Raw genomic sequence first — 20,313 nt, 5'->3', positions numbered from 1 at the left:
TTGGCTTAATTATTGGCTAGCTGTTACAGCCAATAATTAACTTTTCAAGGAGATCACAATGATTATTGGCAATATTGAACATTTGGATTTAACCCCTTATTTACCTCAAAAATTAAAACATGCAATAGAATTAGTAAAACAACAGATAAATGACAATACCGAAAATGGTCGGTACTCAATTGATGGTGATAAAGTTTTTTATATGGTTTCAGAAACGTTATCCCGAACGCAAGAAGAAGGTAAATATGAATATCATGCTAAATACATTGATATTCAAATTGTATTATCTGGTCAAGAAGGCATGGCTGTATCAACTTTACCCCCTCATAGCGAAATAATTGAAGATAAGCTTATCAATGGGGATATTGCCTTTGTGAAAGCGCCAATAGAAGAAACCATGTTTGTATTACAACCAAAAGATTTTGTAATTTTTTACCCATATGAAGTACATAAACCTCTTTGTATTGTCGGTGGGAAGACTGAAAAAATTCGTAAAGTGGTCGTTAAAGTCAGCCTAGATTAGTTGACCACTTATGGTGGAAATAATGCCACATGAGATCTAATTACGTAATTTCAATTACCAATAATATCTGATAAGGACAAGTAATGACCATAAATATAGCAGTAATTGGCGAGTGCATGATTGAACTCTCAATTAAAGATAAGATAACGACAAGAGGCTTTGGTGGAGATACGTTAAATACTTCAGTTTATTTGTCTCGGTTATTTACTGACAATCAAGCAGCAATTTACTATGTAACGGGTCTTGGCGTTGATCCATTTAGCCAAGAAATGTTGAATCAATGGCAAAAGGAAAACATTAAAACCAATCTTATTCAACAAATGGATAATAAAATGCCTGGATTATATGCCATTGTTACCGATAGCCATGGTGAACGATCTTTCTATTATTGGCGAAACGATGCTGCAGCAAAATTTTGGTTACAGACTGAACAAACACAACAAATATGTAAAACAATAACTAAATTTGATTACATTTATTTAAGCGGTATTAGTGTTGCTATTTTAGATGAATACAGTATAGATAAGCTCATTGAATTGTTAGAAACGTTCAAAGCTAACGGTGGTAAAGTGATTTTTGATAATAATTATCGCCCACGATTATGGCGTAGTCAGGAGTACGCTCAAAACGTCTATTCTAAAATTCTATCCTATACCGATATCGCATTTTTAACCCAAGAAGATGAATATCTGCTATGGGGAAATGATAATTATGAAGATAGTATTGTTCGTAGTCGTAAATTGGGCGTAAAAGAGATCATTATTAAAAGAGGAAGTGAAAGTTGTATTGTAGCGACGGCAAATGATCGTGTAGAAGTTCCAGCAAATATTATTGCTAAGCAAAAAATTGTTGATACAACGGCTGCCGGAGACTCATTTAGTGCAGGGTATTTATCAATTAGATTACTCGGTGGTTCAATTAAGGCAGCAATTAAGCAAGGACATGATTTAGCAGCAACAGTTATTCAATATCGTGGTGCAATCATACCTTATGAAGCAATGAATAATCTAATATCTGTTTAATCAGAAGTTAAAAATTATTTTAATCCAAATGTTATGTCGAAATGTACCCTAATCGTTTAGAAATCAAATTTGTCGTCTCTTTTAATAAAGAGGCGCATTTTTCAATTTGATTATGCATTCGATGGCTAGGACCAGCAATACTTAAAGCTGCTACAACCTCGTTACTATAATTAAATATGCCGGAAGCAACACAAACAAGACCTTCTTCAACTTCTTCCCAATCATAAGCGATATTTTCACAACGAACTTTTGCTAATAGCTCATTGAGTTGCTGTGAATCGGTTATGGTTTTTTGTGTATATTGTGGCAATGATGATTGTAAAATGCGTTCAATCTCGTCTTGTGATTGATGAGCAAGTAATATTCTACCTAATCCTGTACAATAGGCCGGTCGCATATGACCTAAATTGGAACTAGTATGAATAGCATTGTTACCTTCACTCTTATATAGATAGACTACATTGCCACTATTATAAACCCCTAAAAAACAGGTTTCATTGATTGTATTTGAAAGCGATTTAACATGTGGAATCGCTATATCGACAATATTAACATTGACAAGACTGGATATTCCAAGCTCTAACGATTTAAAACCTAGAGTATATTTACCTGATTTTTCATCTAAAAAAACATATTCACGATCAAGCAATGTGTTTAGAATCTTCTTTATTATAATTTTATTAAGTTTAGTGGCTTCAATTATTTCAGTAATTGTTACACCTGCTGCACAATTACTAATTACATCTAAAACAGCAATGGCTTTATCTATTGCTGAAGTTGTCTCTTTTTGGATCATGGTTTTAAACCTTTAAAAAATAGATAAAATGAATTCAACATTTAGATAAAGTTAATTCTTCTTTTTTAGTTCAACCGATATAGATGATGAGATACTTTTTAATTCACTAATGATAAGTTCTTTTTTCTGAATAATTCTAAAAGAAGATCCAGCAACACTTATTGCCCCTACTACTTTATTTTGCTTAATAAAGATTGGTACAGCAATACACGTTAAGCCTTCTTCAACTTCTTCATCATCCATAGAATAACCATCAATACACACCTTTGCTAAACTATTATGGATGGCTTCTCGGTCAACAATGGTTTTACTGGTGAATTGAATTAGTGGACGACTTAAAACTTTATTAATTTCAACTAACGGTTGATAAGCTAATAATGATTTACCCAGTCCAGTACAATATACTGGCATTCGGCTACCAATATGTGAGTTGGTTTTGACAGCAAGTTCACCTTCGGCTTTATACAAATAGATAACACTGCCATCATGATAGACAGCTAAAAAACAGGTTTCATTAAGCTTTGCAGCAAGTTTTTTTAAAAAAGGAATTGATATACCCACTAAAGATATATTCATCAATCCTTTGACGCCTAACTCAAAAGCTTTTACATCTAAAAAATATTTTTCAGTGGAGGCGTCATAGCAGAGATATTGTCTTTTTTTTAATATGTCTAAAATTCTAAATACTGTTGTTTTTGCCATCCGACTTAGTTTAACGATTTCTGCCAAAGATATTCCAGAAGAATAATGGCTAATTATTTCAAGCAAAGTTAAGGCATTATCTAACGTGGATTGTTGTTTTTGAAAAGACATTTATTGAGCTCCACACAAGGATACTTTTTAAATAGATTGCTATTAATTTATTAATAAAAAACAGTTCAATAGAAAATAAAATACGCATTTTCAAAAAGACTTCTGTATACTGTTTTTATCTAATTACATGTATAAATTAGGGTTAGTGGCTACATATTACTAGAATAATCTTTTTTTTTCTATAAATTCAATAACATCTTTCTATTATTAATTTTTTAAGAAAAAGATAAACTAGATTACTTTTTATTTTATAGCGTTTTATTTATTTTCATATTCATTACAGTTTATTAGGAATAATTATTAATATCGTTTAAATTATTGCGATAAAATATGTAATACTACAATAATAACAAATTTAAAGGATGAAAAGATTGTTAAAGTTCATTAAAATTAAATATATAGTAATAGCAATCATTATTTTCGTAATTTTCTTTATTGCGAAATTAATTATATTTCCAACAGAAACAACTGTTAATTATATTACTTCCCCCGTTACCAAAGGTAACATTGAAAAATCAGTTCTAGCAGACGGTACAATTAGTGCTTTTAAACAAGTAAGCGTTGGGGCTCAAGTTTCAGGACAAATCAAAAAGCTTTATGTTGAGTTAGGCGACGAAGTTAAACAAGGTGATATGATTGCCGAGATTGACGATCTAAAACAAAATAATGATCTAAAGCAATCCGAAGCATCCCTTAATAGTTTAGAAGCGCAACGCAAATCTAAAAAAGCAAAATTGGTAAACTACCAGTTAACTTATGAGCGCCAATTAAAATTGGTTAATAAAGGCGTTGGTATTCAATCAGATTTAGATGCAGCAAAAGCTGATCTTGATGCAATTAAAGCCGATATTGCAGCCCTTGATGCAGATATTGTAAATGCTCAAGTTGCTGTAGATACCGCCAAAGTTAATTTAGGTTATACCAAAATTCGTTCGCCGATTGATGGTGTGATTGTGGCAATTCCCGTTGATCAAGGTCAAACCGTTAACTCAGTACAAAGTGCACCGACCATCGTAAAAGTTGCTCAACTTGATAAAATGACGATTGAAGCTCAAATTTCGGAAGCCGATGTCATTAATGTTAAAAAAGGTATGCCAGTCTATTTTACAATTTTAGGCCTACCCAATAAGCGTTTTGATGGTTTAACATTACGCGCAATTGAACCAGCTCCAGATTCAATTAATACCGAAACGACAACAAGTTCAAGTTCATCAACAACGAAAAGTGCTATCTACTATAATGGGTTACTTGATGTTGATAATCCAGATCGTATTTTACGTATATCCATGACAGCACAAGTCTACATTGTATTATCTTCAGCAAAAGATGTATTGACTATTCCATCTCAAGCTCTCCAAAAAAATCTAGCAGACAATAAAGCCATTGTTTATCTATTAAATAAAAGTAACGAAATTGAAGAACGAGAAGTTACAGTAGGCATTAATAATAATATAAATGTCGAAATAAAATCAGGTATTAAAGAAGGGGATACCGTTATAGTTAGTAGCACTAATGGTGCATCACTAAGTAGTAATGCAAAAGGGCCAAGGATGCGATTCTAATTATGGCAAACAAAAACACACCTCTAATTAAGCTTGAAAATATTGTTCGTGAATTCCCTGCAGGGGATTCAACCATACAAGTTCTTAAAAGTATAAATTTAACAATTAACGCTGGGGAAATGGTGGCAATTATTGGTGCATCGGGTTCCGGTAAATCTACCTTAATGAATATTTTAGGATGCTTAGACAAACCGACTACCGGTACTTATACTATAAGTGGTCGAATTACCAGTAAATTGTCGCCTGATGAATTGGCTGAACTACGTCGTGAACATTTTGGTTTTATCTTTCAACGCTATCATCTGTTAAATGCATTAACTGCTCAAGGGAATGTTGAAATTCCAGCAATCTATGCTGGTGTCAATGATGAAGAGAGACAAGAACGTGCTACCGAAATTTTAACTCGTTTAGGGCTAGCGGATAAAATTCACAATAAACCTAATCAGTTATCGGGTGGACAACAGCAACGTGTTAGTATCGGTCGTGCTCTAATAAATGGTGGGCAAATCATCTTAGCCGATGAGCCAACAGGTGCACTTGATCGTAAAAGTGGCCTAGAAGTTATGACGATACTACGCGAACTGCACAGTCAAGGTCATACAGTTATTATTGTCACTCATGATGCAAATATTGCCCAAAGCGCACAGCGAATCATTGAAATTAGTGATGGCAATATTATTTCAGATTCAATCAATCCTAATTATCAATCAGAAATTAACGACAATCGCCAAGTTAAACAAATTGAACAAGCTAAAACTCAAGATAATTTTCGAGCAAAATATTATCGTTTTCGTGATGCTTTCAAAATGGCAATTTTATCAATGTGTTCGCAACGATTACGTACCTTTTTAACGATGTTAGGTATTATTATCGGTATCGCTTCTGTAGTTTCAATGGTGGCATTAGGACAAGGAACAAAACAAAAAATCTTATCAAATATTAATTCTATGGGGACAAGTACATTAGAAATTTATGCTGGTAATGGTTTTGGTGATCGTAATGCAGATAAAATTACAACTTTACGCTCATCGGATGCTGATTTTTTAGCTCAGCAAAGTTTTGTCCATAGTACTACTCCTAACCTATCAACCAGTGTTTATTTCAGAATTAATAATCTAGCAGTAACAGGGACTGTTAACGGTGTCGGTGAGCAATTTTTTGCTGTTCGTGGTTATGATATTACACAAGGTGTCTCTTTTAATCAAACTAGCATTGATAATTCGGCACAAGATGCCGTAATCGATGAAAACACAGTAAAGCGATTATTTGCAAATGAAGATCCAATCGGAAAAATTTTAATGGTCGGTCAGCTACCAGTTAAAATTATTGGAGTTGCTACAAGGCAACAGCAAGGATTTGGTAGTAATGAGAGTCTAAATGTTTGGTTACCTTATACGACTGTTATCAATCGTATGGTTGGGCAAACTCCATTAAGAAGCATTACTGTGCGCATTAATGATAATATTGATTTGTCGATTGCAGAGCAAGCCGTTAATCGAATTATGTTACAAAGGCATGGCACTAAAGATTTTTTCATTTTTAATTCAGACAATGTGCGTGAAACAATAAATTCTTCAGCTTGGGTCTTGACGCTATTAGTGTCAACCATTGCATTAATTTCACTTATTGTTGGCGGTATTGGTGTAATGAATATCATGCTCGTTTCAGTCACCGAAAGAACACGAGAGATCGGTGTTCGTATGGCAGTTGGAGCACGCTCAAGTGACATTTTGCAACAGTTCTTAATTGAAGCAGTATTAGTATGTTTAACCGGTGGAATAATAGGCATTTTACTGTCATTTGTTGTTGGATTTATTTTTAATGTGTTAGTTACATCTTTTGCTATGAGTTTTTCATCCATAGCTATTGTTGCGGCATTTAGTTGCTCAAGTATCATTGGTATTATTTTTGGTTATTTTCCTGCCAAACGTGCTGCAAAGCTCGATCCAATTTATGCTTTAGAACGAGAGTAACTTTAATAGTTACAAAAAAGCCTTTACTGAATTTCTTCACGTAAAGGCTTTAAATACTTACTAAAACTTGAGTCTTTTAATAATCTTTTATTCTATATCGACTATTAACACTCATATCCTTTAATTATTTTTTCTTTTTTGCGTCAACTTTAACATTAGGATCTAAACTAGCTAAAAAATTTGCAACTCTAACATAATCAGCTATATAAGCATCATCGTTTGATGTATCTAAACCAGAAGAATTAATATAAAATTTACGATTAACAATAATAGAAGGAATAGATGACGGTTGCATTTCTTTAATAGCGTCAGCTTGTTGAGCTATAAATGCTTTTACTAAGAAACTATTTTTAGTTTTTTCATAAGTTTCCTCATCAACGCCTAATTTTGCAAATACTATCTTAATATCATCAGCCGTTTTTATTGTTCTATCTTTTTGTACTGCATTATAAAGTGCTTCCGATGCTTTATCTTCTATGCCAAGAACGTTAGCTATCGCCCATGCTTCAGATAATTCCATAGCCAGCGATCCAAAGTCCAATAAGTGATAACGTTTAACTTTCATCTCTTCTGGTAAAGCTTTAGCTATAAGGTTCGTACCATGATATTTTGTTTCGAATCGAAAACAACTAGGACAATTAAACGAGAAGAATTCAATGACTTCTTTTTCAGGTGATGGATAAGTTGGTAATACAATATATTGTTTACCCTCTTCAATTGGTGCTTGTGTTGTTGCAGTGATTTGGGATGTATTTGATATTGCATTTGTCGAAGAATCATCCGCAAAACAATTTACCGAAAATAACAATACACCCATAGCAATAAGCGTTTTTTTCATTTAATTCATTCTCCTTATTCTTTAATAATTCCGCGGGCTTTTAACAATGCGGTTTTAAAATCATCTTCATAATCTTTTTTTAACCCAGGTATTGCTTCATTTTTATCTGAGTTACGCATTTTTAAATGATAAATTAGCACTTCATCACTCAAATCTTTTAGGTCACCGTCAAAACCAGCTTCTTTACCCAATTTATCTAAAAGTTGCAATAAATTCAGATCTGAATCTGCTTCCCATGCTGGTTGTAATAACTCTATTAACTCATCTATACGATGACATTTCATAATAACTACCTTATTAAATATTCAACTAAGTTGAAAGTGATAATATAAACCTTTATGTTAATCTTTACTTTACTATCTATATATTAAAAGGTCTCTATTATATACTCGACTTTAAATTTAAATAGTGCATTTAGAAAGATATCATAAACTGCTGATATAGGTTATTTGCGACTAAAAAATAACTTTGCTATATAGTAATGCTATTTTGTTTTTTGGCAATGTAAAAGAGAAATAATTTATGCGAAAACTGTCAATTACTGCAATTATTTTAGCCGGTGGGCAAAGTAACCGTATGAATGGTAAGGATAAAGGTTTAATGTTGTTAGCAGGAAAACCGCTTTATCAACATGTCATTGATCGTATTAAACCTCAAGTCAATTTGGTTATGATTAATTGTAATCGACATGCAGATCTATATAGTTCATTAGGCTATTTTGTTTTTTGTGATGATTTAAAAGGATTTTTAGGACCTTTATCAGGGATTTATAGTGGCTTATTAAGAAGTACAACAGATTGGAATTTATTTGTGAGCTGTGATACGCCTTTTTTACCTGAAGATCTTATCGATCGTTTAGCAAAATTTACAGCAACCCATCAAGCGATTTACCCTTTCGATGGAGAAAATGATCACCCTACTATTTTATTGATCCATAAAAATATCATCCCCCAACTAAAAAAATATTTAGACAACGGAGATCGTAAGCTTATGCTGTTTCTTAAGCAAATTAATGCTATCGCTGTTGATTTTAGTGAAAATCCTTTAGGCTTTACTAATATTAATACTCTAGAAATGCTGGAAAGAGCTAACATTTCATTCAAGTAATTATTATTAAACCATATTTAGTTGGTTTATATAGTGCAAAATTAAACATAATCTTTTATAACTCAAACATAAATTAAAAATCTTAAAAGCTAGAGGTAATTTTCAAACATTAACCTTTTTTTCAGATCGGTTGGCGATATTTTCAATTTATATTATATAGCCGTGCAAATATATTTATAAAAATATATTATTATTTTCTAAGTAGCGCCTTTAACTGTTTAGCAAAATTCTCTATTTCTACTTCTTGTGTTGCCCATGAAGTACAAAAACGTAAGCCAATATGACTTGGATCAGTTTGGCCTAAATTATCTAGGGCATACAGTGAAATAATTTTTTTGGCAAGTTGATTAGGAAAATTAACAAACAGTTGATTGGATTGTGGTTTAGCTGCAAATGTTAATCCTTCATTCTCAAACAAATTTTTGAGTTTTTCAGCCATATCATTGCTATGCTTACCAAGCGAAATATAAAGATTATTTTCCATTAACGCTTTAAACTGTACAGCTATAATCCAACTCTTTGCTAGTATTGCTCCTTTTTGTTTCATATTGAAACGGAAATCATGATTAATTGAAAGATTATTAAATATCAATGCCTCACCCGCAAAGGCGCCAACTTTAGTACCGCCAATATAAAATGCGTCAGTGTATTTAGCCAAATCAGGAAAAGTAATATCGTTATCTTTTGCCGCCAAGGCCATTGCTAGACGAGCACCATCTAAATAAAGATAAAGATGATGTTTTTGACAAAATTGATACAGTTTTTTTAACTCTTGCTTCGTATATAGAGTACCTAATTCGGTAGTGTTTGAAATGTAGACAAGTTTAGGTTGCACCATATGTTCATCATAATGATAATCTAAAACAGGTTTAATTAATTCTGGTGTTAATTTTCCATCTTCAGTTTTGACTGTAACAACTTTGTGCCCTGTCGCTTCAATCGCACCTGTTTCATGAACATTGATATGACCAGTTTCAGCAGCAATAACTGCCTGATAAGGTTTTAAAATATGTGAAATCATGGTCAAATTGGTAATGGTTCCGCCTGCCATAAAATGCACATCGGCATTCGGTGATTTTAATATTTTCTTAATGCTATTTATTGCATCATCACAACATTCATCTAATCCATAACCACTCAACTTTTTATTATTAATATCAACAAATTCTTTTAATAAATTAGGGTGCACTGTTTGATTATAATCATTTAAAAAATCGTACATATCATTACCTTTAATCTTGTATAAAATGATGTAATATTTATCTTTAATATAACATGTTAGAGTTCATAGTCTATGAATGATAAAAAAATAATTGGAATCACAGGGTATAGCGGCAGTGGTAAAACAACACTGTTAACAAAAGTTATTGCACTGCTTGTTGAGCAAGGATTTAAAGTCGCCACGTTAAAACATGCCCATCACGATATTGAATTTGATATACCAGGGAAAGATAGTTATAAATTGCATAAAGCTGGATCATTACAAACTATCGTGGCATGTAATAATCGTTATGCGTTAATTCATGAAACACCTGATAAACCTGTTGATATACAGACATTAATTAATCACTTTTCAGATGTCGATATTATATTAGTTGAGGGATTTAAAGATGAAACTATTCCTAAAATTATGTGCCACCGAAGCGCAAATCAAAAACCTCTTTTTATAGATAATTTTACTGTCGCTATTGCCTGTGATAAACCAATAGAGACTAATTTACCAAAACTTAATATCAATGAACCGAGCCAGATAGCCGAATTTATAAAAAGTTATTTTGAATTAAAATCAAATTAAACAGCCAAGACATAAAGGTATCACCAATTTTGTGCATAATTTACGCAGACTAATGGCTTATACTCATATAAACAATAAACCCAAATGTACTATTTATTATCTATAACATTTGGGCTTTTACAAAACTCTGATTATTTATTTAGTTTTAAAAAATCTAAAAAAGTACATTTCGATTATCAGGCAATAAAATACGATCATTATTTTTTTCTTTATCAAGAATAGCTGGATTTATTTGATAATCTAATAGGTTAGATAACATATATTATTAATTAAGCTACTTAAATAACCATTTGATTCACGAAACAATTCTATAAATTGGCAATCAAATTGTTTATTAGCGGATAACTTGATCAATCCCATTTGCTTAACCGTGGCTAAAGTTAACAATTTCTATATTAAAAATTTTAATTAAAATAATTTTAAATTTCTGAAATTGTTACCCTCTAGAGCGATGCTATCAGTTAGAAAGTTAATCGAAAGTTCATACTATTGTATGAACAAAATTATGATTCTAATTTATAATTTGGGTACATCCTGTTCGAGGAAGTATATCAAGCATTTCATCAATAAAGAGGAAACTTACAACGATATAAAGAAAAATAACAATGCCTGGAACTTTTTTAGGACGTTTATCTCCAAATCCGCCTCTACGGAATGAAGACAAATAAACCAAGCATATACTGAGAAAAATTACATATAAATAATCCAAAATAGCCCCCCCTCCTTTAGTTGTTATTTATACTATTTTAGTAGATTTTTTTAACAGTGCAATAATTTATAAGTTTTAATGAATTTTTTAGATGATTCAAACACATTTTAACAATTTTAAAAAATTAACTATCTTTTTTAGGATCCAAACCCAAGGAAATTAAATCCGAAAAATTTTAATATTCCACACCATAAAATGCTATACCGTAATTATCTCAGCACTATCTTTTTATTTATTCTGCTATTTTCATTAAATAGTTGCGTTTAGAAAAATTTATTTATTTAAATAATAATATATCGTATCTTATTTCACTAATTTTTTATTTTATCTGAATAAGCATGAAATCTTTATTAAAAAGAGTTTTTAACATTACAAAAAAAATGATAATTGGATTTATACTGTTATCTTTTTTAATTGTTCTTTTATTAAGATGGGTTGCTCCTTTTGGTTCTATGTTAATGGTAGAGAGAAAACTCACTCATTGGAATATTACTCAACAACGGACATGGAAAGATTGGAATCAAATATCAGATCATATAAAAATAGCGGTTATCGCTGCTGAAGATCAAAAGTTTGCTAATCATTGGGGATTTGATTTTAAAGCAATTGATCTTGCTCTACAGCATAATCGAAATAATAAAAAAATTCGTGGTACCAGTACTATTAGTCAACAAGTAGCAAAAAATATTTTTTTATGGCCTTCGCGTAGTTGGATTCGTAAAGGTTTTGAATCCTTGTTTACTCTTGAAATTGAGTTACTCTGGTCTAAACGACGAACGCTTGAAATTTATCTAAACAGTGTTGAGTGGGGAGAGGGAATCTTTGGTATAGAAGCAGCTTCGCAATACTATTTTCAAGTAAGTGCTAACAAGTTAACGCCTTATCAAGCAAGTCTACTCGCTGCTACATTACCTAACCCTAGAAAATGGAATCCAGCTAACCCTAATAATCATATACAAAAAAAAGCGCAATGGATTCGTAATCAAATGAATAACCTTGGCGGTAAAAATTATTTAAAACAGCTAAACTAATTTAATAGTTTATATAAATTTTTTAACAAACTCTGGTACAATTTTACTCGCTGGACCATAAATTTTTGTTTCAAATAAATTTTCCCCTAAACTTGGTTCTAAGTTAAGTTCAACAGTTTTGGCTCCCGCTTGATTAGCTATTTGAACAAATCCTGCAGCTGGATAAACATTACCTGATGTACCAATCGAAATAAAATAGTCTGTTTGTGAAAGTGCGTTATAAATTTCTTCCATTTGTAGTGGAATCTCACCAAACCAAACAATATGTGGGCGAATTAATTTATTTTCATGATAATTCACATCGTAATAGCAATCGATTATCTGTCCTGTTTTTTCATTGCGCACTTTTAATAATTCACCATGCATATGGATAATATTTTTAGAACCAGCTTGTTCATGCAAGTTATCCACATTTTGGGTAACAATTAATACATTATCCGAACCTAACTTTTGTTCTAATTGCGCTAAAGCAAAATGAGCCGTATTAGGTTTTACTTCAGGATTTTGTAGTTTTCTACGCAACATATTATAAAAATCATGAACAGCGACCGGATTACGCATATATCCTTCATAAGTCGCGACATCATTAACATCATAACCTTCCCATAAACCATTTTGGGCACGAAATGTCGATAACCCTGATTCAGCAGAAATACCTGCACCGGTTAAGATGACAATTTTTGGTGTTTTCAACATATCTATTCGCCTTTTTTATTAATAAATTAAATAAATTACTGAAAAAATATTATTGGCTATATTCTGTGGTAAATATGTGTAAGGCTGGTTTGCTTAACTTTTGATATTGGCTGTAAGCACTTGCTACTTTAAACCTTATTTCATCTTTCGATTCACCATTTAACCAGCTGTTAATCATTGCATGCACACTATAAGCTTCTGGCGCCATTCGATGCAAGGTTAAAATTAATGGTGTAATACCTAAACGAGATAATGGTGGAGTAAAATATTTCTGGCTTTTACAAGCAAATACCGCAGCGTAACGTAATTTTTGTTTTTCTTTCTCTGTTTTTGACAATGTATTCCAACGCCAACTATCAGGTAAATAATCACGCCATGATGATTCCATTAAATAATCATGACCAATATATATAACTAGGTCGGCATTTCCTCCTGCCATTACTGTTTTATCATTAAGTCTAATTTGCTGTGCTTTTTTACCCGCCGAATAATCTAAAAAATCATTAACAGTATTATCAATATATTTCCCATTATATGCTTGAGCAATGAGATACACATCCTTATTTCGATGTTTATAAATTATCTCTTCTAATATTTTTCCAGATGTGGGCTTATTAATGTTGATTACTTGCCACTCTTTTTGTTTAGCGAAATAGGTTTTAAAACCATAAGCAGCCCCCCAATAAAGATTATTTTTGGGATCTTGACCATTACCAATTGCCTGTGGAACGGGTACTATTTTTTGATATTTGTTATCACATAAGGCGACTAATACATGAATAGTTTTTGTTTCTGCAAAAGCCTGAAAAGAAAAGATTGAAAAAACTATTGGCATAATATAGAGATAATTAATGATTTTCTTCATTAGCTTTATATTCCTAATCTATATAATAATTCACGAAAAATAATTTTAATAATAAACTATAAAATATATTAAATAATTTAAATTCAATAAAATCATTATAATGTACGATAATGATTTTAGTGGCAAGTAATCATAAAAAATAAGGTATGAGTAATATGAAAACAATTGGATTAATTGGTGGGATGAGTTGGGAAAGCACAATAACTTATTATCAAGTCATCAATCAATTTATTAGCAAATCACTTGGTGGTTTACATTCAGCAAAAACACTTTTATACAGTGTTGATTTTCAAGAAATAGAAAGTTGCCAAGCAAATAATGAGTGGGATAAAAGCGCGATTATTTTAACTGATGCGGCTAAAAGATTAGAACTAGCTGGCGCTAATTTTATTATTATCTGTACTAATACGATGCATAAGGTTGCTGATCAAATTCAAAAAACTATTACTATTCCGATCATTCATATCGCCGATGTGACCGCCAAATATTTAATCAAAGATAAAATAAAGTCTGTTGCGTTACTTGGTACCAAGTACACCATGGAGCAAAACTTTTATAAATCAAAATTAATCGAAAAAGGTTTAAATGTTTTAATTCCTGATGAACAAGATAGAATAATCATCAATAATATTATTTATGATGAACTTTGCCTTGGGAAAATTAAACCTGAATCTAAGCAAGCTTACCTCAATATTATTGATAAACTCGTTAAGCAAGGTGCTGAAGGGGTGATTTTAGGCTGTACTGAGATCGGTTTATTAATAAATCAACAAAATCACGCCATCCCTTTCTTTGATACAGCCCTATTACATGCTCAAGAAGCAGCATGGTTAGCGATTAATTCGTAACGTCTTCTTTTATATATTCCAATATATCACCAGGTTGGCAATCTAAATAGTTACAGATTGCCTCTAGTGTTGCTAGCCTAAATCCTTTTACTTTACCTTGTTTAAGTAAAGATAAATTTTGTTCAGTAATACCAATGGCAGCCGCTAAATCTTTAGATTTAACTTTACGTTTAGCCAGCATTACATCTAAATTTATTATAATTGGCACTTTTGGCTCCTTGCTAAATAAACTGCTTATTTTCTTCGGCTATTTGACATGCTTTTTTCAATATTTGACCAACTATCATAATACTTATTGACGGAAATAATAACATTAAATCTTCACTGGTGAATGATAGAGAAATGTAACGTTCCGAAAGATCATTATTAAAAGATATGATTAATGATGATAATGGCTCAGTGATTAATTGTATCACTTCCCAAATAACTAATGTTGTACCAAACTTATAACAATAATTAGCCGAACTTACTGAAAAATAGTCCGATTTACTATAACTTAAAAAAAGTAATCTAAGCTGAAAGAAAGCATAAACTAAAATTGCAATAATAATGGTATCAATTAAGGTAACTAAAACGGCTTGCCATGTAGAAAGTTTAGTTGGGTCAATATCAGAGCTATCTGCACTATGGGCAATAAAAAAGGAATATCCACCCGATTCTAAACCAATATTGTGTATATCAAAAAAATAAAATAATAAAGGAGATACCATTCCAATTAATATCGTTATTATAGGAACAAAAGTTAACAATGCCATTAATTTACAGTATTTATTTAGACGTGACTGAGATTGAAAGATATTTGTATTCATTTTTATTTCCTTATGTATAAAAATTAAATACAGCTTATCACTCCCAAAAATACAAAACAACAATAAATTAAAATAAAACGATAATTTTTTATTATTATAAAATAATAAAACTATTATTATCCTTTTTATTAAACAGATAAATTAAATTTAGATTACAAAAAAGCCCCACTTTTAACCAAAGTAGGGCTTATTTATTATTAATAAAAATCAATTATGCTTCTATAGCAATTCTTAGTTTTTTCATCGCATTTTTTTCAAGTTGGCGAATACGTTCGGCAGAAACGCTGTATTTGTCGGCCAATACTTGCAGTGTTGATTTGCTATCATCAGCATCTAACCAACGCGCTTTAATAATATCTTGGCTACGTTCATCTAATTGAGATAAGGCATCATGTAGCTTATCGGTTGCATCATTCTCCCAATTGTCATTTTCAATTGATTTTGAAAAATCAGAATTACTATCTTCTAAATACAGTGCTGGTGCAACAATTGAATTGTCGTCATCATCATTATCAATATCAAATGACATATCTTGTGCTGACATGCGCGATTCCATCTCTAGAACATCTTTACGACTTACACCAAGTTCATCAGCAACCATATCCACTTCAGCACTATTAAACCAACCTAAACGTTGTTTATTTTTTCTTAGATTGAAGAATAACTTTCTTTGTGCTTTTGTAGTTGCAACTTTCACAATACGCCAATTTTTTAAGACATATTCATGTATTTCAGCTTTTATCCAATGCACAGCAAATGAAACTAGGCGAACCCCCATTTCAGGATTAAAGCGACGTACCGCTTTCATTAAACCAATATTACCTTCTTGAATTAAATCTGCTTGAGGTAAACCATAACCAGCATAACCACGAGCAATGTGCGCAACAAAACGTAAATGTGACAAAATTAATTGTTTTGCAGCATCAACATCATCATGATAATAAAGTTTTTCGCCTAATGATTTTTCTTCCTCTGCAGTTAACATTGGATAAGTATTAATCATACGAAGATATGATTCAATATTTCCTTGTGGGATTAAAGCACCTACTTGCATTTTTAAATCAGTACTCATTTAACTCCCTCCTTAATTTAAACTAGTTTTGTCGCTTATTCATAATGGCAACAATATAACTGTAATATTAGACCACTAAAATGTGATTTAGTTCACATTTATTATTAATTTAATAATAAGAACTATACTTAAATAATTAAGCAATGTGCATCGTTTTTAAATATTTCTTAGTCGATACCAGTGCAGAAAACCAACCAAGAATCATAGAGAACAATACAATTAGTATACTTTCGTCCCATGAAAGTCCTTTAAGTATAAATTGTGTACCAAAAATAGCAGAAACACGTAATATAATTGAATCTATTTGAAAAATAAATACTTCTGATAAAATCAACGAAAAAATTGCACTAATAAATCCAATCAATATACCATTATACAAAAATGGACGTAATATAAAACCTTCAGTTGCTCCAATCAATTGCATCACTACAATAACTTGTCTACGAGCAAAAATGTTTAATCGAATACTATTTCCTATGACAAGCGAAACAGCACCAATCATAAATATCGAAATTATCCACACGATGGATTTTACCATATCGGTCAATGCAGTTAATCGAGTAAACCAACTATCGTCAAGTTGAACATCATCAACCCCTTTAATCTCTAGTAATTTGGATTGAAAAGCATGCAATGTAGCTGTTTGTTTCGCTTCTTCTTTTGGAATAATAATAGCTACTGCTGGTAACGGATTTTCATCCAGAAGATCAAGCGCGTTGCCAAATCCAGACCACGTTTTAAATTCTTCTTTTGTTTGATCTCGAGAAAGATATTCAATTTTTTCAACCTCAGGATAAGATTTAAGCTTAGAAATCAATTCTGTGGTTTGTGTTGAAGTTAATTCCTTATTTATGTAAACAGTTAAATTTGGCGTTGGATACCACTGATTCGAAGCGTGATTAGCATTTTTCCAAAGTAGATAGCTAATCGTTGGTAATGTTATTGAAATCGCAATAACAAAAACTGTCAGTAATGAAGCAAAAATATGTTGAGTGAAATTATTAAAGGTATTACGCCAAGCATAACCAATTTGCCTTCTCCAATGACAAAAAAAAATATTGCTATCTTTTCCATTGGATTTATTCGGTTTAATATTAGCGCTCATTATTAATTTTTAACCTCTAAATGCCCTTGATTTAAATGCAATATACGATGTTGTTTATGGCGAATAAGCGTCATATTGTGAGTCGCCATCAAGACAGTTACTCCTGTTTGATTAAACTCCTCAAATAGTTTTAAAATGTCTTTCGAAAGTTTATCATCCAAATTTCCTGTGGGTTCATCAGCAAGTAGGACATTAGGATGATTTACAATTGCTCGAGCAATCCCGACACGTTGCTGCTCACCACCAGATAATTGTATTGGATAAAATTTCATTTTATTTAACAATCCAACTTTATCCAATGAGGCAGAAACTCGTCGACGAATTTCTTCAGGTGATTTTCCTAAAATAATTAATGGGATAGCAACGTTATCATAAACAGTATGATCCATTAGTAGTTGATGATCTTGAAAAATCATACCAATGGTACGACGTAAAAATGGCATTTCTTGTCGTTTTAAACTTGAAACATCAATACCATTTAATAAAACTTTGCCATCATTCGCTTTTTCGAATCCACAAATTAGTCGCATTAAGGTGCTTTTACCTGCACCAGAATGACCAGTTAAAAATGCCATTTCTCCGGGTAATAAAGTAAAGGTTATATTTTGTAATGCTGGTTTCCCGCCAGAATAAACTTTACTTACACGTTGAAATTGGATCATTATTTTTTACTCTTCTGTTTGATCAAACAGAGCATTAATAAAATCATCGGCAACAAAAGGTCTTAAATCTTCAATTTTTTCACCGACCCCAATATAACGAATAGGTATATTAAACTGATCGGCAATACTAAAAATAATACCACCTTTTGCTGTTCCATCTAATTTAGTTAATGCCATTCCTGTAACACCAACCGCCTCATTAAATAATTTTGTTTGACTGATAGCATTTTGTCCTGTACCTGCATCAATCGTTAACATAATTTCATGTGGAGCCGTTTCATCTTGCTTTTTAATTACACGCACTATTTTTTTTAATTCATCCATTAAATGAGATTTATTTTGTAAACGACCTGCTGTATCCGCAATTAATACATCTATTTTTTTGGCTTTTGCTGCTTGTATAGCATCAAAAATGACTGATGCTGAATCGGCATTAGTATGTTGAGCAATAACAGGAATATTATTACGTTCACCCCATACTTGTAATTGTTCTACAGCTGCAGCACGAAAAGTATCGCCAGCAGCCAACATAACTGATTTGCCTTGTTGTTGAAACTGACGAGCTAATTTACCAATAGTTGTTGTTTTACCAACCCCATTAACACCAACCATTAAAATAACAAATGGTTTATGACTATCTATATTAAGTGGCTTATCGACTCCGTCTAAAATAGATTTCATTTCTTGTTTTAAAAGCTCGTGTAATGCATCTGCATCTTTTAGCTCTTTTCTTGAAGCATGTTGAGTTAATGTACTAATAATCTTTTGTGTTGTATCAAAACCTACATCAGCGATAAGCAATTGTTCTTCTAATTCTTCAAATAGTGCATCATCGATCTTTTTTCCTCTAAATAAATTAAGGAATCCAGATCCTATATTCTGTTTTGTTTTAAAAAGTCCTTTTTTCAAACGAGAAAAAAATCCTTCTTTTTTTTGTTCAACCATAAATTGTTTATCCCATGACAATCATAAGTGATCATTTTATATTATTTTAAAATAAAGCCCAATGTATTCAAATAAAAGGAATAACATTATTAATTTATTTTGCTCATTTTATTAAATTATAAAATGAATGATACGTTATCTATAAAGAATAATTAAAAATAATTATCAATAAAGATCCGAAGTTTTAATATGACACCATTCACCTAATGGTAATTGGTGAGTAAATAAATTATATTTGCCAATTTGAACTCTAATTAGTCGTAAACAAGGAAAACCCACTGCTGCACACATTCGCCTAACTTGGCGATTCTTTCCTTCAGTGATAGTAATACTTATCCATGATGTGGGTATTGTTTTACGTTCGCGAATAGGAGGAACTCTTTTCCATAGGAGCAATGGCTCGTCTAGAAAATCTACTATAGCTGGCGCTGTATAAAATTCCTTTAACTGAATACCTTTTCTCAGTTCATCTATCGCTTGTTGGTTAATTGAACCTTCAACTTGTACCCAGTAGGTTTTTGGCAATTTAAATTTTGGTGAGCTTATTTTAGCTTGTAATTTACCATCATTTGTTAATAATAACAATCCTTCGCTATCGGTATCTAAACGTCCAGCCGGATAAAATTTTGGTAATTTTATAAAATCTTTTAATGTCTGATACTTTTCATGAGGTGAAAACTGAGTTGTGACATTAAAGGGTTTATTAAAGGCTATTAATGAGTGCATCTCATCCTGCTTTAACTTTAGTTTCAATATCATGCTAAACTTATTATACACTAAATGAATTATTATTTAGCCATATACTAAATATAGCATCTTATATAAATTTTAGTCAGTTTTATAATCTCTATATGCAAAAAAGCCCAGCATTCCTGCTGGGCTCTCTCTATATTTAAAAGTCTGGCGGCTCCCTACTCTCACATGGGTAATACCCACACTACCATCGGCACTTCGGCGTTTCACTTCTGAGTTCGGCATGGGGTCAGGTGGGACCACCGCGCTATTACCGCCAGACATATCCTGTCTTCTCTTTCTCTCAATCAGTGCATTATCTCACATCTGCACTCATCTCTCAATCCGGAACAAACTGTTCGATTATCTCATAATCAATTATTCGCGTAACCAAAACAACTCCGAGTTGT

Annotated in this window: 21 protein-coding genes, 1 rRNA gene and 1 pseudogene; 8 read left to right on the top strand and 15 right to left on the bottom strand. The window is 31.8% G+C overall.

What is annotated here, in order from left to right; translation table 11 throughout:
* Nucleotides 1-58: 58 nt before the first annotated feature.
* Nucleotides 59-523: a YhcH/YjgK/YiaL family protein gene (locus H3S88_RS02665; protein ID WP_065738175.1), complete on the top strand. Its 465-nt coding sequence runs from the start codon at nt 59-61 to the stop codon at nt 521-523.
* An 83-nt stretch (nt 524-606) separates the two neighbouring features.
* Complete coding sequence (locus H3S88_RS02660) at nt 607-1,545, top strand: sugar kinase (protein ID WP_086327062.1); 939 nt, start codon at nt 607-609, stop codon at nt 1,543-1,545.
* Nucleotides 1,546-1,576: 31 nt separating this feature from the next.
* Here the strand turns inward: H3S88_RS02660 and H3S88_RS02655 are convergent, their stop codons facing one another.
* On the bottom strand, nt 1,577-2,341 hold the full coding sequence (locus H3S88_RS02655; RefSeq protein ID WP_198227708.1) for an IclR family transcriptional regulator: 765 nt from the start codon (nt 2,339-2,341) through the stop codon (nt 1,577-1,579).
* Nucleotides 2,342-2,392: 51 nt separating this feature from the next.
* Complete coding sequence (locus H3S88_RS02650) at nt 2,393-3,154, bottom strand: IclR family transcriptional regulator (RefSeq protein WP_198227710.1); 762 nt, start codon at nt 3,152-3,154, stop codon at nt 2,393-2,395.
* A 362-nt stretch (nt 3,155-3,516) separates the two neighbouring features.
* Here H3S88_RS02650 and H3S88_RS02645 point away from each other — a divergent pair, with 362 nt between their 5' ends.
* On the top strand, nt 3,517-4,716 hold the full coding sequence (locus tag H3S88_RS02645; protein WP_198227712.1) for an efflux RND transporter periplasmic adaptor subunit: 1,200 nt from the start codon (nt 3,517-3,519) through the stop codon (nt 4,714-4,716).
* Nucleotides 4,717-4,718: 2 nt separating this feature from the next.
* Entirely contained in the window at nt 4,719-6,689 is a 1,971-nt protein-coding gene (locus tag H3S88_RS02640) for a MacB family efflux pump subunit (RefSeq protein WP_198227714.1), read from the top strand.
* A 124-nt stretch (nt 6,690-6,813) separates the two neighbouring features.
* On the opposite strand, the gene H3S88_RS02635 is transcribed toward H3S88_RS02640, so the two are convergent.
* Together H3S88_RS02635 and H3S88_RS02630 are read right to left on the bottom strand one after the other, a co-directional pair.
* Nucleotides 6,814-7,527, bottom strand: coding sequence for a DsbA family protein (locus H3S88_RS02635; RefSeq protein WP_198227716.1), 714 nt, complete (start codon nt 7,525-7,527; stop codon nt 6,814-6,816).
* Between the two features lie 14 nt (nt 7,528-7,541).
* Nucleotides 7,542-7,811: a YihD family protein gene (locus tag H3S88_RS02630; RefSeq protein ID WP_198227718.1), complete on the bottom strand. Its 270-nt coding sequence runs from the start codon at nt 7,809-7,811 to the stop codon at nt 7,542-7,544.
* A gap of 238 nt (nt 7,812-8,049) precedes the next feature.
* On the opposite strand from H3S88_RS02630, the gene mobA reads away from it, so the two are divergent.
* Complete coding sequence (gene mobA, locus H3S88_RS02625) at nt 8,050-8,634, top strand: molybdenum cofactor guanylyltransferase MobA (protein ID WP_198227720.1); 585 nt, start codon at nt 8,050-8,052, stop codon at nt 8,632-8,634.
* A 190-nt stretch (nt 8,635-8,824) separates the two neighbouring features.
* Here mobA and H3S88_RS02620 read toward each other — a convergent pair whose 3' ends face one another.
* On the bottom strand, nt 8,825-9,856 hold the full coding sequence (locus H3S88_RS02620) for a low specificity L-threonine aldolase (RefSeq protein ID WP_198227722.1): 1,032 nt from the start codon (nt 9,854-9,856) through the stop codon (nt 8,825-8,827).
* Between the two features lie 72 nt (nt 9,857-9,928).
* On the opposite strand from H3S88_RS02620, the gene mobB reads away from it, so the two are divergent.
* Both mobB and mtgA read left to right on the top strand, forming a co-directional pair.
* On the top strand, nt 9,929-10,429 hold the full coding sequence (gene mobB, locus H3S88_RS02615; protein WP_198227724.1) for a molybdopterin-guanine dinucleotide biosynthesis protein B: 501 nt from the start codon (nt 9,929-9,931) through the stop codon (nt 10,427-10,429).
* Between the two features lie 1,047 nt (nt 10,430-11,476).
* Entirely contained in the window at nt 11,477-12,169 is a 693-nt protein-coding gene (gene mtgA, locus H3S88_RS02610) for a monofunctional biosynthetic peptidoglycan transglycosylase (RefSeq protein ID WP_198227726.1), read from the top strand.
* Between the two features lie 9 nt (nt 12,170-12,178).
* Here mtgA and cobB read toward each other — a convergent pair whose 3' ends face one another.
* Nucleotides 12,179-12,865, bottom strand: coding sequence for a Sir2 family NAD+-dependent deacetylase (cobB, locus tag H3S88_RS02605; RefSeq protein ID WP_198227728.1), 687 nt, complete (start codon nt 12,863-12,865; stop codon nt 12,179-12,181).
* A gap of 49 nt (nt 12,866-12,914) precedes the next feature.
* On the bottom strand, nt 12,915-13,730 hold the full coding sequence (locus H3S88_RS02600) for a hypothetical protein (protein WP_198227730.1): 816 nt from the start codon (nt 13,728-13,730) through the stop codon (nt 12,915-12,917).
* 155 nt (nt 13,731-13,885) lie between these two features.
* Between H3S88_RS02600 and H3S88_RS02595 the strand changes: the two genes are divergently transcribed.
* Nucleotides 13,886-14,578 carry an aspartate/glutamate racemase family protein gene (locus H3S88_RS02595; protein ID WP_198227732.1) on the top strand — a complete coding sequence of 231 codons (693 nt, stop codon included), beginning with the start codon at nt 13,886-13,888 and terminating at the stop codon, nt 14,576-14,578.
* Here the strand turns inward: H3S88_RS02595 and H3S88_RS02590 are convergent.
* The 8 genes and pseudogenes from H3S88_RS02590 to rrf all read right to left on the bottom strand — a co-directional run bounded on the left by H3S88_RS02590 (nt 14,568) and on the right by rrf (nt 20,185).
* Nucleotides 14,568-14,786, bottom strand: coding sequence for a helix-turn-helix transcriptional regulator (locus H3S88_RS02590; RefSeq protein ID WP_065738161.1), 219 nt, complete (start codon nt 14,784-14,786; stop codon nt 14,568-14,570). The two genes, H3S88_RS02595 and H3S88_RS02590, sit on opposite strands and share 11 nt — an antisense overlap.
* Nucleotides 14,787-14,799: 13 nt before the next feature.
* Nucleotides 14,800-15,387, bottom strand: coding sequence for a DUF2975 domain-containing protein (locus H3S88_RS02585; protein WP_198227734.1), 588 nt, complete (start codon nt 15,385-15,387; stop codon nt 14,800-14,802).
* Between the two features lie 211 nt (nt 15,388-15,598).
* On the bottom strand, nt 15,599-16,459 hold the full coding sequence (rpoH, locus tag H3S88_RS02580) for an RNA polymerase sigma factor RpoH (protein WP_065738159.1): 861 nt from the start codon (nt 16,457-16,459) through the stop codon (nt 15,599-15,601).
* Nucleotides 16,460-16,595: 136 nt separating this feature from the next.
* Nucleotides 16,596-17,564, bottom strand: coding sequence for a permease-like cell division protein FtsX (gene ftsX / locus H3S88_RS02575; RefSeq protein ID WP_198227736.1), 969 nt, complete (start codon nt 17,562-17,564; stop codon nt 16,596-16,598).
* A gap of 2 nt (nt 17,565-17,566) precedes the next feature.
* Nucleotides 17,567-18,226, bottom strand: coding sequence for a cell division ATP-binding protein FtsE (ftsE, locus tag H3S88_RS02570; RefSeq protein ID WP_198227738.1), 660 nt, complete (start codon nt 18,224-18,226; stop codon nt 17,567-17,569).
* 6 nt (nt 18,227-18,232) lie between these two features.
* Nucleotides 18,233-19,156 (bottom strand): annotated as a pseudogene (gene ftsY / locus H3S88_RS02565) (signal recognition particle-docking protein FtsY); the annotation flags it as partial.
* A 180-nt stretch (nt 19,157-19,336) separates the two neighbouring features.
* Nucleotides 19,337-19,897 carry a pseudouridine synthase gene (locus H3S88_RS02560; protein WP_198227742.1) on the bottom strand — a complete coding sequence of 187 codons (561 nt, stop codon included), beginning with the start codon at nt 19,895-19,897 and terminating at the stop codon, nt 19,337-19,339.
* A gap of 172 nt (nt 19,898-20,069) precedes the next feature.
* Nucleotides 20,070-20,185: ribosomal RNA gene (rrf, locus tag H3S88_RS02555) — 5S ribosomal RNA — on the bottom strand.
* Nucleotides 20,186-20,313 lie beyond the last annotated feature (128 nt).

It is taken from the genome of Gilliamella sp. B14448G11 (assembly GCF_016101765.1).
Lineage (GTDB): Bacteria > Pseudomonadota > Gammaproteobacteria > Enterobacterales > Orbaceae > Gilliamella > Gilliamella apicola_N.
The sequence above is the reverse complement of the archived record's forward strand: the minus strand, read 5'-3'. Positions and strand labels throughout refer to the sequence as shown.

What these genes read in the sequence shown, in the direction of transcription:
- H3S88_RS02600 (WP_198227730.1), bottom strand. Translation starts at nt 13,730, where the DNA reads ATGAAGAAAATCATTAATTATCTCTATATTATGCCAATAGTTTTTTCA.
- H3S88_RS02630 (WP_198227718.1), bottom strand. Translation starts at nt 7,811, where the DNA reads ATGAAATGTCATCGTATAGATGAGTTAATAGAGTTATTACAACCAGCA.
- H3S88_RS02560 (WP_198227742.1), bottom strand. Translation starts at nt 19,897, where the DNA reads ATGCACTCATTAATAGCCTTTAATAAACCCTTTAATGTCACAACTCAG.
- H3S88_RS02585 (WP_198227734.1), bottom strand. Translation starts at nt 15,387, where the DNA reads ATGAATACAAATATCTTTCAATCTCAGTCACGTCTAAATAAATACTGT.
- H3S88_RS02640 (WP_198227714.1), top strand. Translation starts at nt 4,719, where the DNA reads ATGGCAAACAAAAACACACCTCTAATTAAGCTTGAAAATATTGTTCGT.
- H3S88_RS02635 (WP_198227716.1), bottom strand. Translation starts at nt 7,527, where the DNA reads ATGAAAAAAACGCTTATTGCTATGGGTGTATTGTTATTTTCGGTAAAT.
- ftsX (WP_198227736.1), bottom strand. Translation starts at nt 17,564, where the DNA reads ATGAGCGCTAATATTAAACCGAATAAATCCAATGGAAAAGATAGCAAT.
- H3S88_RS02645 (WP_198227712.1), top strand. Translation starts at nt 3,517, where the DNA reads ATGAAAAGATTGTTAAAGTTCATTAAAATTAAATATATAGTAATAGCA.
- H3S88_RS02595 (WP_198227732.1), top strand. Translation starts at nt 13,886, where the DNA reads ATGAAAACAATTGGATTAATTGGTGGGATGAGTTGGGAAAGCACAATA.
- mobA (WP_198227720.1), top strand. Translation starts at nt 8,050, where the DNA reads ATGCGAAAACTGTCAATTACTGCAATTATTTTAGCCGGTGGGCAAAGT.
- mobB (WP_198227724.1), top strand. Translation starts at nt 9,929, where the DNA reads ATGAATGATAAAAAAATAATTGGAATCACAGGGTATAGCGGCAGTGGT.
- H3S88_RS02620 (WP_198227722.1), bottom strand. Translation starts at nt 9,856, where the DNA reads ATGTACGATTTTTTAAATGATTATAATCAAACAGTGCACCCTAATTTA.
- H3S88_RS02655 (WP_198227708.1), bottom strand. Translation starts at nt 2,341, where the DNA reads ATGATCCAAAAAGAGACAACTTCAGCAATAGATAAAGCCATTGCTGTT.
- ftsE (WP_198227738.1), bottom strand. Translation starts at nt 18,226, where the DNA reads ATGATCCAATTTCAACGTGTAAGTAAAGTTTATTCTGGCGGGAAACCA.
- rpoH (WP_065738159.1), bottom strand. Translation starts at nt 16,459, where the DNA reads ATGAGTACTGATTTAAAAATGCAAGTAGGTGCTTTAATCCCACAAGGA.
- mtgA (WP_198227726.1), top strand. Translation starts at nt 11,477, where the DNA reads ATGAAATCTTTATTAAAAAGAGTTTTTAACATTACAAAAAAAATGATA.
- H3S88_RS02660 (WP_086327062.1), top strand. Translation starts at nt 607, where the DNA reads ATGACCATAAATATAGCAGTAATTGGCGAGTGCATGATTGAACTCTCA.
- cobB (WP_198227728.1), bottom strand. Translation starts at nt 12,865, where the DNA reads ATGTTGAAAACACCAAAAATTGTCATCTTAACCGGTGCAGGTATTTCT.
- H3S88_RS02650 (WP_198227710.1), bottom strand. Translation starts at nt 3,154, where the DNA reads ATGTCTTTTCAAAAACAACAATCCACGTTAGATAATGCCTTAACTTTG.
- H3S88_RS02665 (WP_065738175.1), top strand. Translation starts at nt 59, where the DNA reads ATGATTATTGGCAATATTGAACATTTGGATTTAACCCCTTATTTACCT.